General features: G+C 71.1%; 12 protein-coding genes. All 12 read left to right on the top strand.

From position 1 onward, the window contains the following. The 12 genes from murD to H629_RS0102080 all read left to right on the top strand — a co-directional run bounded on the left by murD (position 1) and on the right by H629_RS0102080 (position 12,897). Positions 1 to 1,533 carry a UDP-N-acetylmuramoyl-L-alanine--D-glutamate ligase gene (murD, locus tag H629_RS0102025; RefSeq protein ID WP_024355692.1) on the top strand — a complete coding sequence of 511 codons (1,533 nt, stop codon included), beginning with the start codon at positions 1 to 3 and terminating at the stop codon, positions 1,531 to 1,533. A 71-nt stretch (positions 1,534 to 1,604) separates the two neighbouring features. Further along, positions 1,605 to 2,765 carry a putative lipid II flippase FtsW gene (gene ftsW / locus H629_RS0102030; protein WP_240470995.1) on the top strand — a complete coding sequence of 387 codons (1,161 nt, stop codon included), beginning with the start codon at positions 1,605 to 1,607 and terminating at the stop codon, positions 2,763 to 2,765. Further along, positions 2,762 to 3,838 carry a UDP-N-acetylglucosamine--N-acetylmuramyl-(pentapeptide) pyrophosphoryl-undecaprenol N-acetylglucosamine transferase gene (locus H629_RS0102035; protein ID WP_024355694.1) on the top strand — a complete coding sequence of 359 codons (1,077 nt, stop codon included), beginning with the start codon at positions 2,762 to 2,764 and terminating at the stop codon, positions 3,836 to 3,838. Before ftsW ends, H629_RS0102035 begins: the two co-directional genes overlap by 4 nt. Positions 3,839 to 3,856: 18 nt before the next feature. Further along, a complete protein-coding gene (locus tag H629_RS0102040) occupies positions 3,857 to 5,059 on the top strand; it encodes an MFS transporter (protein WP_024355695.1) in 1,203 nt (400 codons plus the stop codon). A gap of 216 nt (positions 5,060 to 5,275) precedes the next feature. After that, positions 5,276 to 6,232 (top strand): LPXTG cell wall anchor domain-containing protein, encoded by a 957-nt coding sequence (locus H629_RS15525; protein WP_024355696.1) that lies wholly within the window; start codon positions 5,276 to 5,278, stop codon positions 6,230 to 6,232. Positions 6,233 to 6,325: 93 nt separating this feature from the next. After that, on the top strand, positions 6,326 to 7,201 hold the full coding sequence (locus tag H629_RS0102050; RefSeq protein WP_084705322.1) for an LCP family protein: 876 nt from the start codon (positions 6,326 to 6,328) through the stop codon (positions 7,199 to 7,201). Positions 7,202 to 7,255: 54 nt separating this feature from the next. Beyond that, complete coding sequence (gene murC, locus H629_RS0102055; RefSeq protein ID WP_024355698.1) at positions 7,256 to 8,695, top strand: UDP-N-acetylmuramate--L-alanine ligase; 1,440 nt, start codon at positions 7,256 to 7,258, stop codon at positions 8,693 to 8,695. Between the two features lie 30 nt (positions 8,696 to 8,725). Beyond that, positions 8,726 to 9,967 carry a cell division protein FtsQ/DivIB gene (locus H629_RS14380; RefSeq protein WP_024355699.1) on the top strand — a complete coding sequence of 414 codons (1,242 nt, stop codon included), beginning with the start codon at positions 8,726 to 8,728 and terminating at the stop codon, positions 9,965 to 9,967. A gap of 139 nt (positions 9,968 to 10,106) precedes the next feature. Beyond that, positions 10,107 to 11,351 carry a cell division protein FtsZ gene (gene ftsZ / locus H629_RS0102065; protein ID WP_024355700.1) on the top strand — a complete coding sequence of 415 codons (1,245 nt, stop codon included), beginning with the start codon at positions 10,107 to 10,109 and terminating at the stop codon, positions 11,349 to 11,351. Positions 11,352 to 11,356: 5 nt separating this feature from the next. After that, positions 11,357 to 12,064 (top strand): YggS family pyridoxal phosphate-dependent enzyme, encoded by a 708-nt coding sequence (locus H629_RS0102070; protein WP_024355701.1) that lies wholly within the window; start codon positions 11,357 to 11,359, stop codon positions 12,062 to 12,064. A gap of 32 nt (positions 12,065 to 12,096) precedes the next feature. Next, positions 12,097 to 12,600, top strand: a complete 504-nt coding sequence (locus H629_RS0102075; RefSeq protein WP_024355702.1) for a cell division protein SepF — start codon at positions 12,097 to 12,099, stop codon at positions 12,598 to 12,600. Positions 12,601 to 12,603: 3 nt separating this feature from the next. Further along, positions 12,604 to 12,897, top strand: coding sequence for a YggT family protein (locus tag H629_RS0102080; RefSeq protein ID WP_024355703.1), 294 nt, complete (start codon positions 12,604 to 12,606; stop codon positions 12,895 to 12,897). Positions 12,898 to 12,975 lie beyond the last annotated feature (78 nt).

The following is a 12,975-nucleotide window of genomic DNA, read 5'->3' on the forward strand; positions in this document are numbered from 1 at the left end:
ATGGCGGAGAAGGCGGGGGAGCACGTGAACCAGACCGAGTGGACCACTGAGCGGGTGCTCGCGCTCTCGAGCTGGCACGACGACTGGGCCGGGTTGCGGGTCGCAGTGCTCGGTCTCGGGGTCACCGGCTTCTCGGTCGCCGACACGCTCGTCGAGCTCGGCTCGCGAGTGCGGGTGATCTACGGTGCGCCTGATCCGGATCGCGAGCGCCTGCTCGACGTGATCGGCTCGGAGCGCTTCCGCGCCGACACCAACCCCGAGCAGCTGGGCGACCTGGCCGCGTTCGGGCCGGATCTCGTGATCGTCTCTCCCGGGTATCTGCCGGACCACCCGCTCACCTCGTGGGCGGCCCAGCGGGGCATCCCCGTCTGGGGCGACATCGAGCTCGGCTGGCGGCTGCGCGACAAGACTGCGCGGATCGCCGACTGGATCTGCATCACGGGGACCAACGGCAAGACCACGACCACGCAGCTCACGGCCCACATGCTCGTGGCCGGGGGTCTGCGGGCCACCCCGGCGGGCAACATCGGCACACCGATCCTCGACGCGCTGCGCGATCCGCAGGGGTACGACGCGATCGTGGTCGAGCTCTCCAGCTTCCAGCTCGCCCGCCTGGGCGAGATCTCGCCCTACGCGAGCGCCTGCCTCAACTTCGCCGACGACCATCTGGACTGGCACGGCGGCGTCGAGGGGTACTGGACGGCGAAGGCTAAGGTGTACGCGCACACCCAGGTCGCCTGCGTCTACAACCGCGCCGACGCCGAGACCGAGCGCATGGTCGAGGAGGCCGACGTGGTCGAGGGCGCGCGCGCCGTCAGCTTCGGTCTCGACTCGCCCCCGCCGAGCGGCTTCGGCGTGGTCGAGGGGATCCTCATCGATCGCGGCTTCCACGCGGAGCGGCACAGCGAAGCCTATGAGCTCGTGACGGTCGACGAACTCGCCGAACGCGGCATCGCAGCGCCCCACATGGTGCAGAACGTGCTCGCCGCGAGCGCCCTCGCGCGGGCGCGCGGCGTGGAGCCGGCCCAGATCGCCCGCGCGATCCTCGATTTCGTCCCCGATGCCCACCGTGCGCAGCAGCTCGGCGAGCAGGGCGGCGTCCACTGGGTCGACGACTCGAAGGCGACCAATGCGCACGCCGCCGACGCGTCGCTGCGGGCGCTGCAGCGGGTGGTGTGGATCGTGGGCGGCCTGCTGAAGGGCGTCGACATCGGCGAGCTCGTTGAGGCCCACGCGCATCGTCTGCGCGGCGTGGTGGTCATCGGCGCTGAGCGCGCCGGAGTGCTCGCCGCGCTCGAAGCGCACGCGCCGCAGGTGCCGCGCGTCGAGATCGTGCCGGAGACCGCGCAGCGCGAGTCGGTGCCTGCGGGAGCTGCGGGTGAGGTGATGACGCGCGCCGTGCAGGCCGCCGCGTCGCTCGCGAGCGAGGGCGACACGGTGCTGCTCGCGCCCGCTGCCGCGTCGATGGATCAGTTCACGGACTACCCCGATCGGGGCCGCCAGTTCCAGGCGGCCGTGCGCGAACTGGAGTGATCGGCGTGGCGTCCGAATCGGCGGAGCCCGGGGGGAGCGCACCGGGCCAGGCCCGCATCAGCCTCGGGGCGATGCTGCGCACCGGCTCCGACTCGACGGTCGCCGCGCTCTACGCCATCACGCTGCTGCTCGTCGGCTTCGGCCTCATCATGGTGCTCTCGTCTTCGTCGATCACCTCGTACCTCGACGATCAGGGGTTCTTCGGAGGGTTCTGGCGTCAGGCCTCGTTCGCGCTGATCGGCATCCCGCTGATGCTCATCGCCGCGGCGATGCCGGTGACGTTCTGGAAGCGCTGGGCGTGGGTGCTGCTCGGTCTGGGCATCGCGCTGCAGCTGCTCGTGTTCACGCCGCTCGGCATCGAGGTCTACGGCAACCGCAACTGGATCCAGATCGGCGGGTTCGGCGCGCAGCCGTCCGAGGCGCTGAAGCTGGCGCTCGTCGTCTGGGTGGGCGCAGTGCTGCAGCGCAAGGAGCCGCTGCTGGGTCAGATGCGGCACGAGATCGTGCCGATCATCCTGCCGGGCGCCGTGATCGCGCTGGGCGTCGTGCTGCTCGGCCGTGATCTCGGAACGGTGCTGATCATGGCGGCGATGGTGTTCGGCGCGATGTACTTCGGTGGGATCAGCTGGAAGACGCTCGGCGTCACGGCCGGCGGAGGTCTGCTCGCGGTGGTGTTCTTCGTGGTGACCAGCCAGAACCGCATGGCGCGCCTGCTCAGTCACGCAGGCGAGACCGACGACTACAGCGGGCTCGACTGGCAGTCGACGCACGGCATGTGGGCGCTCGCCAGCGGCGGGCTCTTCGGCGTGGGGCTCGGCAACTCGAAGGCGAAGTGGTCGTGGCTGCCCGCGGCCGACAACGACTACATCTTCGCGATCATCGGTGAGGAGCTGGGGCTGATCGGCGCGCTGCTCGTCATCGTGCTGTTCATCGTGCTCATGGTCGTGATGCTGCGCGTCATCTCCCGCGCCCGCGACCGCTTCGGGCGCGCGGTGGTCGGCGGCATCATGGTGTGGATCGTGGGCCAGGCCTTCGTGAACATCGGCGTCGTGATCGGTGTGTTCCCCGTGCTGGGCGTGCCGTTGCCGCTCATCAGCGCCGGCGGCACCGCACTCATCGCCTGTCTCGCCGCCATCGGCGTCGTCATCTCGATCGCGCGCGACGGCGCGCAATACCGGGCGGAGCTCGAAGCTGCCGCCCCCACAGGAAGAAGGGGCCGAGGCATCCGATGACCAGCTACCTGCTCGCCGGCGGCGGCACCGCCGGCCACGTCAACCCGCTGCTCGCGCTCGCCGATCTTATCCGGGCCGAGGAGCCCGAGGCCGAGATCGTGGTGCTCGGCACCCGCGAGGGGCTCGAGGCGAGGCTCGTGCCCGAGCGCGGATACGAGCTCGTACACATCGAGCGGCTGCCGTTCCCGCGGCGGCCCAATCTCGCCGCGCTGCGCTTCCCCGCCCGCTTCGCTCGCGCCGTGCGCGAGACCCGCGCACTCATCCGCGAGCGTTCGATCGACGTGGTCGTCGGCTTCGGCGGCTACGCCTCGGCCCCGGCCTACCGCGCCGGCGCGAAGGAGGGCGTGCCCGTCGTGATCCATGAGGCCAACGCGAAGCCGGGCATGGCGAACAAGCTCGGCGCTCGCAGCACGCCCTATGTGGGGGTGACCTTCGAGGGCACGCCCATCCCGGGGGCTCGTGTGACCGGTATGCCGCTGCGGCCCGAGATCACGGGTCTCGATCGCGAGGGGCTGCGCGCGGCGGCGCGCGAGCACTTCGGGCTCGATCCGGTCAAGCGCACGCTGCTCGTGACCGGAGGCTCGCTCGGTGCCCGCGCGATCAACCGGGGCATCTCGGCATCGGCGGCTGAGCTCGCCGCCGCCGATATCCAGGTGCTGCACATCTGGGGCGGTCTCACCGAGGTCGAGGATCCAGCGGTGCCGGGGTACACCGTGATCCCGTACTGCGACCGCATGGACCTCGCGCTCGCCGCCTGCGATCTCGCGGTGTCCCGGGCCGGATCCACCACGGTGAGCGAGCTCTCGGGGCTCGGGATCCCGGCGGTCTTCGTGCCCTACAGCCACGGCAACGGCGAACAGCGCTTCAACGCGGCCGGCGTCGTCGCGGCCGGCGGCGCGCTCCTCGTCGAGGACGACGAGCTGACGCCCGACTGGGTGCGGGCAGTGCTCATCCCGCTCGTGGGAGACGAGGCGCGTCTCGCCGACATGGCCGATCGCGCCCGGGGGGCCGGCGCACTCGACGGCACGGAGCGCCTGCTCGCACTGGTGCGCGAGGCTCTCGCCGCCCGCTAGCGCGCGGCCCGATCCCGCATGCAGACGCCCGCTGCCCGACCGTCCATCCCGTTCGCCCTGTGGTGGATGCTCGCCGCCATGGTCGTGGCGCAGGCCGCCACCACCGTCGTGGCGGCCGCTCCCGCGTTCCTGATCCCGCACATGCTCGACCGCGAGGGGATGAGCCTCGCCGCCGCGGGGCTCCTCGCCGGCGCCCCGAATCTCGGCCTGGTGCTGTCGCTCGTGGCGTGGGGCGCGGCGACCGACCGCTTCGGGGAACGGCGCGTGATCCTCGTCGGTCTCTCGCTGACGGTCGTGGTGGTGGTCGCATCGACCGCCGTGCACGGCTTCGCGGCGCTCGGCATCGCGTTCGTCGCGAGCGGTGCTGTCTCCGCCTGCACGAACAGCGCCAGCGGGCGGCTCATCACCGGCTGGTTCCCGCCCGAGCGGCGCGGGCTTGCGATGGGCATCCGGCAGACCTGCCAGCCGCTCGGCATGGCGGTCGCCGCGCTCGGCGTGCCCCCGCTCGCCGAAGCGTGGGGCATCGGAGCCGCCCTCGCGCTCGGCGGTGCGCTGAGCGCGCTCAGCCTCCTGCTGTGCGCTTTCGCCGTGCGCGACCCGCAGCGCTCCGCACGGGCCGGCGCCGTCGCGCCGGGCAACCCGTACCGGGCCTCGTCCACGCTCGTGCGCATCCACGCGGTCTCGATGCTGCTCGTGGTGCCGCAGTTCGCGCTGTCGACCTTCGGCCTGGTCTGGTTCACGGTCGGCTTCGGCTGGAGCGCGCTCGCGGCCGGTGCGCTCGTCGCCGCCTCGCAGTTCGCCGGCGCCGCGTGCCGGATCGTGGTGGGGGCCTGGAGCGACCGGGCGATGTCGCGCCTCGGCCCGCTGCGGCTCGTCGCGATCGCCGGGATCGCCGCACTGCTCGCCGCCGCGGCGTTCGGCTGGGCCGAGTGGGCCGTCGCCGCCGCGGTCGCGTACCTCGTCGCGAGCTGCGTGAGCGTGGCCGACAACGGCCTCGCCTTCACCGCCGTCGCCGAGATCGCGGGGCCCGCGTGGGCGGGCCGGGCGCTCGGCATCCAGAACACCGGGCAGTTCCTCGCCGCCGCCGCTGTCGGGCCGGTGGTGGGCGCCCTCATCGGCGTGCTCGGAGTGCCCGCGGCGCTCGCGCTCGCCGCCGTGACGCCGGCGCTCGCCGTGCCGCTCGTGCCGAAACCCGAGGCGGAACGCTCGCTGCGCAAGTGATCCGTATCCGACTCCGCACGGCCGCACTGCCGCACGGCCCGCGGGATCCGGCAACTCGGGGCTGCGTGCCAGTGTGATTGAAAGTTCTGGGTGCCGCGTTGAGATACATCCGTGGCTTGACTTGCATCCAGGGAATGCATAAGTTGTCCCTGGGTAAGTTTTTGCCCGACTGCGTGTTTCCCTACTGTGACGTGGGAAAAGGATGGGGAGAAGTTTATGCGACACTCAAGCAAGCTCGGGGCGGCAGCCGCCGTCGCTGCGCTCGCGCTCAGCGGATTCGGTGCGGCCGCGGCGCAGGCCACGCCGGGTCTCGTGGTCTCGAGCCCGGTGATCGAGGGAGAGCAGTACACCGTCGAGGGTCGGGACTGTCCCGCCACCTGGAGTGACGGCGCGGGCGGGCCGATCCTCGACTTCGTCGCCATGGATGTGCACTTCCGTGAGGGTGGCGAGGCGAGCTGGCCCGGAGAGCCCGGTGTCATCACCTCCACGGACAGCGGCTGGATCTACACGGGCACCGCCACTCGCCCGGACACGTACTCGGTCATTCAGATCTGCGACTTCGCCGCCTATGACGGGGAGCTCACGGAACAGGTGTTCCTGGCCTTCGGTTCGCTCGTCGTCGAAGCCGACCCCTACTCCGGCGGTGGTGACAACGGCGGTGGTGACAACGGCGGTGGCGATAACGGTAACGGCGGGAACAACGGCGGCAACACCGGTTGGCCCGCGCTGCCGGCCGAGCCGGCCCCGGGTGCGCCTAACGGCGGTGTTTCCGCGGTGTCCATCGATACGCGGAACCCCAGCAACCCGCTCGCTACGGTGATCCTTCCGCGCGGCTACAGCGGCCAGACCGTGTTCGGCACGCTGTTCTCGACGCCACACTCGCTCGGCTCTGCTGTGGTGACCGCCTCGAACACTGCCCAGTTCGCGCTGCCGGCGAAGATCGAGGCTGGCGTGCACAAGCTCGTCGTGCAGCGTGCCGACGGCACGGTGATCGGCTACGCGGAGTTCCTGTTCGGGCCGAACGGTTGGGAGCTCATCAAGCAGTCCGCCGGGGCAAAGCTGGCCCAGACCGGCGGCGAGGCGCTCACCGGTGCGGGGATCGCGGGCGCCGCGGCCCTCGTACTCGGCGCCGGGCTCGTGCTCGCGAACCGTCGTCGGGGTGCGGTGCAGTAAGTCTTCGTGACGAAGTTCGTTCGGGCGCGTGGCCGCGGCGGGAATCCCTTCCCGCCGCGGCCACGCGCCCGCGTGCTTCGCGGTGCGCTGGCAATGTGCGGAGCGTTCCTCCTCGTTGTGGGCGCCGGAGCAGGAGCGTTCGCGGCACGTGTCGACCGGGCGGACTTCGTGCCTTTCGGGGAAGCACCACGCAACGATCACGTGTATCTCTTCGTCGGTGCGGACTCGGGAATCGAACGATCGCCCGACGACATTCAATATGCAGCGGACGGACGTGCGCGTGCTGATGTGGTGCTGCTCGTGCGACTCGGCGATGGTGGTGAGGTGTCGGCGGTGTCCGTTCCGCGCGACATCCTCGTGACGCACGCCGGCCGCTTGCAGCGTCTCGCGGTCACCCTGCTCGATGGGCCTGGCGGTGTGATCGAGGGGATCTGCACCGGCCTCGGGGTCTCGGTGGATCGCTATGTGCAGATTGACGCCAGCGGATTCGCCGACGTCGTCGATGCGCTCGGCGGTATCGACGTCGAGCTGCCGACTCCGCTGCGCGATCCGGCCGCTGACCTCGAGCTCACTGCCGGGGCTCAACGGCTCGACGGCGCCCAGGCGCTCGCACTGGTGCGCGCGCGTCACGCCGAGTCATACGTCGATGGTGGATGGGTGCCGGTCTCCGAAGCCGAGGGAGCGCAGAGCCGCGCACGTTCGGCAGCGGTCGTCCTCGACGCGGTACGCGAACGATTCGCCGCAACTGATCCGGCCACGCTGCTGCGCACGGCCTGGGCGGGGAGCGACGCGCTCACCGTCGGCGGCGGGTGGCATCCTGGGGAGTGGCGCCGTCTCGCCGCGGCGGACCTCCACCCGGTGACGCTTCCCGTGGAGTCCTCCGGTGCGAAGTGGGCGGTGCGCCTCGGGGACGCCGGAGCAGCTGCGCTGCACGATGCCGGCTTCGATACCTCCTGCGCCGGGAACTGAGTTCCCATCTCCTCCCAAAGCGGTACGCTGGAGTGTCAATCCTTGGGAGGCCAGATGATCTACCCCGATCTCGAGATGGAGATCCCCGACGAGCTCGGGCGCGTGCACTTCGTCGGCATCGGCGGCTCGGGTATGAGCGGCATCGCCCGCATGATGCACCAGGCCGGCGTGCGGGTGACGGGATCCGATCGCAGCGCCAACTACTCGACGGAGGCACTCGAGCAGCTCGGCATCCCGGTGAGCATCGGCCACGACGCCGCGAACGTCGGCGACGCCGACACGCTCGTCGTGACGGGCGCGCTCTGGCAGGACAACCCCGAGTACCAGCTCGCACTGTCGAAGGGGCTGCCGGTGCTGCACCGCTCGCAGGCCCTCGCGTGGCTCGCCCGCGGCAAGCGCGTGGTGTCGGTGGCCGGTGCTCACGGCAAGACCACATCGACGGGCATGATCGTCACGGGGCTGCTCGGCCTCGACGCCGATCCCTCCTTCGTGAACGGCGGTGTCATCGAGTCGCTCGGCGTGAGCTCGGCGCCCGGCGGCGACGATCTCTTCGTGATCGAGGCCGACGAGAGCGACAAGTCCTTCCTGCTCTACGACACCGCGGTCGCGCTCATCACGAACGTCGACCCCGAGCACCTCGACTTCTACGGCTCACGAGAGGCCTTCATGCAGGCCTTCGTCGACTTCGCGCTCGGAGCCCGCGAGCAGGTGGTGATCTCGGCCGACGATCCGGGCGCCGTCGAGGTGCTCGACGCCGTGCGCGCGGCGGGCGGGGCCGCCCCGATCCGCACCTTCGGCGAGCACGCCGACGCCGATGTGCGCATCGTCTCGATCGACGCCTCGGGCCCGGTGCGGTTCGCGGTCGAGCTCGCCGGAGCCGACGGCGCCGTCGAGCGGCACGAGGCGCAGCTCTCGGTGTACGGCCGCCACAACGCGGTCAACGCGGTGGGCGCCCTCGCGGTGCTCACGGGGCTCGGCTTCGAGGCTGGGGCGGCGCTCGCCGCGATCGCCGAGTTCGGGGGCACCAAGCGCCGCTTCGAGTTCCACGCCGAGGTCGGCGGGGTGCGCGTCTACGACGACTACGCCCACCACCACACCGAGGTCGCCGCGCTGCTCGACTCGGCCCGCGCCGTGGTGGGCGAGGAGGGTCGGCTCATCGCGATCCACCAGCCGCACCTGTACAGCCGCACGCAGCTGTTCCACCGCGAGTTCGCGGAGGTGCTCGAGGCCGGCGCCGACCACACGGTGGTGATCGCGGTCGACGGCGCACGCGAGGATCCGGTCGAGGGCGTCACCGGCGCGCTCGTCGCCGACGACTTCGCCGACCAGAGCCGGGTCGCCTACCGCCCCGACTGGCAGGACGCCGCCGACTACCTGGCCGAGATCGCGCGCCCGGGCGACGTGATGGTGACGATGAGCTGCGGTTCGGTCTACCGGATCATCCCGCAGGTGGTCGCCGCGCTGCGCGACCGCTTCGAGCCCGCCGGCGCATAGGACCGGCACGGTGACGAGGCGGTCTGGCCGATGAAGCGGCCGAGCGGATTCGACCGCACCCCGGAACGGGGGCGGTCGGACGCCGACGCGGCACCCGCCGAGACGGGCCGCTCCGCTCCGGAGGAGGACGGCCCGGATGAGGCTCCGCGCTCCTCGCTGCTGCGTCGTCGGCTCGCGATGCGGGCAGATACGGATCGGGCGGATCAGGGCGCGCCCGCACCCGCGGCTGCCAACGGTGGACCCGCCGATCCGGGCCTCGCCCCCACCGTCGATCTCAGCGATGTGCGCGAGGCGCGGGAGGCCGCGGAGCAAAGCCGAGACGAAACGGGCCCGAGGCCCGCGCCGGACGCGGGCTCCGTTGTCGTGGACGCGGATCCGGGCGCTGCGGATGCCGCTCCCGGTGCCCGCGCCGATGACGGTCGGGATCGCCGCGATCTCGTGCCCGCCGTACCGGCGTCGCGGTTCTCACTCGCCCGGCTGCGCTCCTCTCGCGAGAGCGACCCCGTGCGCGCGGCTGAGCGCCGTCTCCGGGATGCCGAGCGGCAGCGCCGCGCCCAGCTGCGCTCCGAGAGTCGCCGCTTCTCCGCGGAGAGCCGTCGCCGCCGCCGTACCTGGCTGATCGCACTCGCCGCCGTCGGGGCGCTCGCGCTCTTCGTGGTGGCGGGGGCGTTCACGCCGATCATGGCGGTGCGCGAGGTGCAGGTGGTGGGCGCGGCGAACGTGAACCCCGCCGATGTGCAGCAGGCGCTCGCCCGCTTCGACGGCCGCCCGTTGGCGCTCGTCGACGACGCGGAGGTGCATCGCGCCCTCGAACCGTTCCCGATGATCCAGCACTACGCCGTCGAGCGGGTGCCGCCGCACACTCTGCTCGTGCGCATCGAGGAGCGAGTGCCGGTGATCTCGGTGCAGGGCGACGCCGGATTCTCGGTCTACGACTCGGCGGGTGTGCTGCTGGCGTCGGCGGAGACGCCGCCTGCGGGGGCGCCGGTGGCCGTGGGCGCGGTCACCGATTTCTCGTCGGAGGCGTTCCGCTCGGCGGGCCGCGCACTGCGCGACATGCCTGACGAGCTGCGCGCGCAGCTCGTGTCGGTGACGGCTTCGAGCGGGCAGGACGTCACCTTCACCCTTGCGAGCGGTGTCGAGGTGCTGTGGGGCGACGCCGAGCGCACCCGCTACAAGGCCGAGGTGCTCGCGCGCATGCTGGTCGCCCTCGCGGATCGCGGGGTGACGCACATCGATGTGTCGTCGGCGGACGCGCCGGTGTTCCGCTGATCCGAGCGATTTGCTCGGTGCCGCGCGGCGTGTCTGCGGCGCACAGGGCGCTGCGCCCCATACCGTTATGCGCAGTAAATGTATACGCCAATACTAACTTTTAACTTCAGCTAGAGGTTGAAGGTTGGAGGGGATCCACGTGTCAGGCAACCAGAACTACCTCGCCGTGATCAAGGTCGTCGGTGTCGGCGGCGGCGGCGTCAACGCCGTCAACCGCATGATCGAGCTCGGCCTGCGCGGCGTCGAGTTCATCGCCGTCAACACCGACGCTCAGGCGCTGCTGCTCAGCGACGCCGACGTCAAGCTCGACGTCGGACGCGAGCTCACCCGCGGCCTCGGCGCGGGCGCCGACCCCGAGGTCGGCCGACGCGCCGCCGAGGATCACGCGGAGGAGATCGAGGAGGCGCTCGCCGGCGCCGACATGGTCTTCGTCACCGCCGGCGAGGGCGGCGGCACCGGCACGGGCGCAGCCCCGGTCGTGGCGCGGATCGCGAAGTCGATCGGCGCCCTCACCATCGGCGTGGTCACCCGCCCCTTCAGCTTCGAGGGCAAGCGCCGCGCCGCGCAGGCCGACGCCGGCGTGCACACCCTGCGCGAAGCCGTCGACACCCTGATCGTGGTGCCCAACGACCGCCTGCTCGACATCAGCGAGCCCGGCATCAGCATGATCGAGGCCTTCGCCGCCGCCGACCAGGTGCTGCTCGCCGGCGTCTCCGGCATCACCGACCTCATCACCACGCCCGGCCTCATCAACCTCGACTTCGCCGACGTCAAATCGGTGATGCAGGGGGCCGGCGCAGCGCTCATGGGCATCGGATCCGCCCGCGGCGCCGACCGCGCCATCAAGGCCGCCGAGCTCGCCGTCGCATCGCCGCTGCTCGAAGCCTCCGTCGAAGGCGCCCACGGCGTGCTGCTCTCGATCCAGGGCTCCTCCAACCTCGCCCTCAGCGAGATCTACGAGGCCTCCACGCTCGTGCAGGACGTCGTGCACCCCGAGGCCAACATCATCTTCGGCACCGTCATCGACGACACCCTCGGCGACGAAGTGCGCGTCACCGTGATCGCGGCCGGCTTCGACACCGAGCCCTCGCCCCAGGTGCAGTCCTCCGAGCAGCGCGGCCGCCGCGGCAGCCACGTCGAGAGCATCGACGACGTGCCCGCGCCCGTCACCGGAACCGCCGCCGCCGTCGCGAGCGGCGAGGCCACCGGCCTGGGATTCAAGGGCTTCAACGCGACGGGCGAGCGCGCCTCCGAGTCACAGAACCCGCCCACGGGCCAGTTCGGCGAGGTGCTCTCGAACCCGCCCGTCGAGGCGCAGCTGCCCGACCCCGCCTTCGACGGCGATGACGACGACGATCTCGACATCCCCGAGTTCCTGAGGTAATCGGCGTGGTCGACGTCGACTTCGCGGAGTTCCCGGGGCTCGGCGAGCGGCTGGCCTCGGTGCGGGAGGGGATCGCAGACGCCTGCCGATCCGCCTCCCGCGAGCCCGACGACGTCACGCTCATCGTCGTGACGAAGTTCCACCCGGCCTCGCTCGTCGCCGCGCTCGCGGAGCTCGGCGTGCGCGACGTGGGGGAGAACCGCCACCAGGAGGCGCAGTCGAAGGCCGAGGCGCTCGCAGAGCTCGGACTCCGCTGGCACTTCATCGGCCAGCTGCAGACGAAGAAGGCCAGGCAGGCCGCTCGCTACGCGAGCGCGATCCACTCCATCGACCGCGAGCGGCTCGTCGAAGCGCTCGCCACCGCCGAGGCGCCGCAGCCGATCGAGGCCTTCGTGCAGGTGAACCTCACCGACGACCCGGGCCGCGGGGGCGCCGCACCGGAGGAGATCGAGCGGATCGCGGAGCGCGTGCTCGACACCCCCTCGCTGCGGCTGCGCGGCGTGATGGCCGTCGCGCCACTGCCCGAAGAGGAGGAAGCCGCCTCCGCCTTCGCCCGACTGCGCGACTACTCGGAACGACTGCGCGCGCTCGCGCCCGATGCGACCGCCATCTCGGCCGGCATGACGCACGACTACCGCGAGGCGATCGACGCCGGGGCGACACACCTGCGAATCGGCAGCGCAATCACCGGAAAACGCCCGGACCCCAGGTAGCCTCGAAGCACCGCACCGCGTTGGGAGAAATGATGAGCAACCCGCTGAAGAAGACCATGGTGTTCCTGGGCCTCGCCGAGGAGGACCTCGAGGAGCAGCACGCCGCGTCGCAGCAGGCCGCGGCTCCCCGCCCGTCCGCGAAGGAGTCGCCCGCGGCGGCGAAGCCCGAACCGGCCCGCCCCGCGCCTCAGCGCGCCTCCGTTACACCGCTGCGACGGGTCACCCCGACCAAGCAGCCGGCGCAGCAGCCGATGAACGAGATCCTCACGGTGCACCCCACCGAGTACAAGGACGCGAAGGTCATCGCCGAGAACTTCCGCGAAGGGCTGCCGGTCATCATCAACCTCTCGCGCATGAACGAGGCCGACGCCAAGCGCCTCATCGACTTCACGAGCGGACTCACCATGGGCCTGCACGGTCGCATCGAGCGCGTCACCAGCAAGGTGTTCCTGCTCTCGCCCGAGCACATCGAGGTGGGCAGCGACGACTCGCGTCAGAATGACAGCGGTTCGTTCTTCGTGGCCCCCTCGGCGTAAGCGGTGGAGGTCGTCTTCGCGATCGGGACCGTTCTCAAGGTAGCGCTCCGCATCTACATCTTCGTGCTCTGGGCTCGTTTCGTGCTCGACTGGATCGTGGTGCTCAACCGCAACTTCCGCCCGCGCGGCGTGTTCGCGGTGCTGGTCGAGCTCGTCTACACGGTCACCGATCCGCCCATCAGGATGTTCCGCAGACTGCTCCCGCCGATCCGTCTCGGGCAGATCGCCCTCGACCTGGGCTGGATGCTCGCACTGCTGTCGTGCTGGATTCTCCTCGCCATCATCCCGGGATGGTAGCCCGCTTCGTGCGCGAACCGGGCATTCTTTGCTAGCGTTGTTCCATGACCACGCGAGTGGTCCCGAACCGAAAGAGAC

Source organism: Leucobacter chironomi DSM 19883 (assembly GCF_000421845.1).
In the GTDB taxonomy this organism is placed as follows: domain Bacteria; phylum Actinomycetota; class Actinomycetes; order Actinomycetales; family Microbacteriaceae; genus Leucobacter; species Leucobacter chironomi.

Coding starts and splice junctions, on each gene's coding strand:
- ftsW (WP_240470995.1), top strand. CDS start 1,605: ATGCTGCGCACCGGCTCCGACTCGACGGTCGCCGCGCTCTACGCCATC.
- H629_RS0102050 (WP_084705322.1), top strand. CDS start 6,326: ATGTGCGGAGCGTTCCTCCTCGTTGTGGGCGCCGGAGCAGGAGCGTTC.
- H629_RS0102075 (WP_024355702.1), top strand. CDS start 12,097: ATGAGCAACCCGCTGAAGAAGACCATGGTGTTCCTGGGCCTCGCCGAG.
- murD (WP_024355692.1), top strand. CDS start 1: ATGGCGGAGAAGGCGGGGGAGCACGTGAACCAGACCGAGTGGACCACT.
- H629_RS0102035 (WP_024355694.1), top strand. CDS start 2,762: ATGACCAGCTACCTGCTCGCCGGCGGCGGCACCGCCGGCCACGTCAAC.
- H629_RS14380 (WP_024355699.1), top strand. CDS start 8,726: ATGAAGCGGCCGAGCGGATTCGACCGCACCCCGGAACGGGGGCGGTCG.
- H629_RS15525 (WP_024355696.1), top strand. CDS start 5,276: ATGCGACACTCAAGCAAGCTCGGGGCGGCAGCCGCCGTCGCTGCGCTC.
- murC (WP_024355698.1), top strand. CDS start 7,256: ATGATCTACCCCGATCTCGAGATGGAGATCCCCGACGAGCTCGGGCGC.
- H629_RS0102040 (WP_024355695.1), top strand. CDS start 3,857: ATGCAGACGCCCGCTGCCCGACCGTCCATCCCGTTCGCCCTGTGGTGG.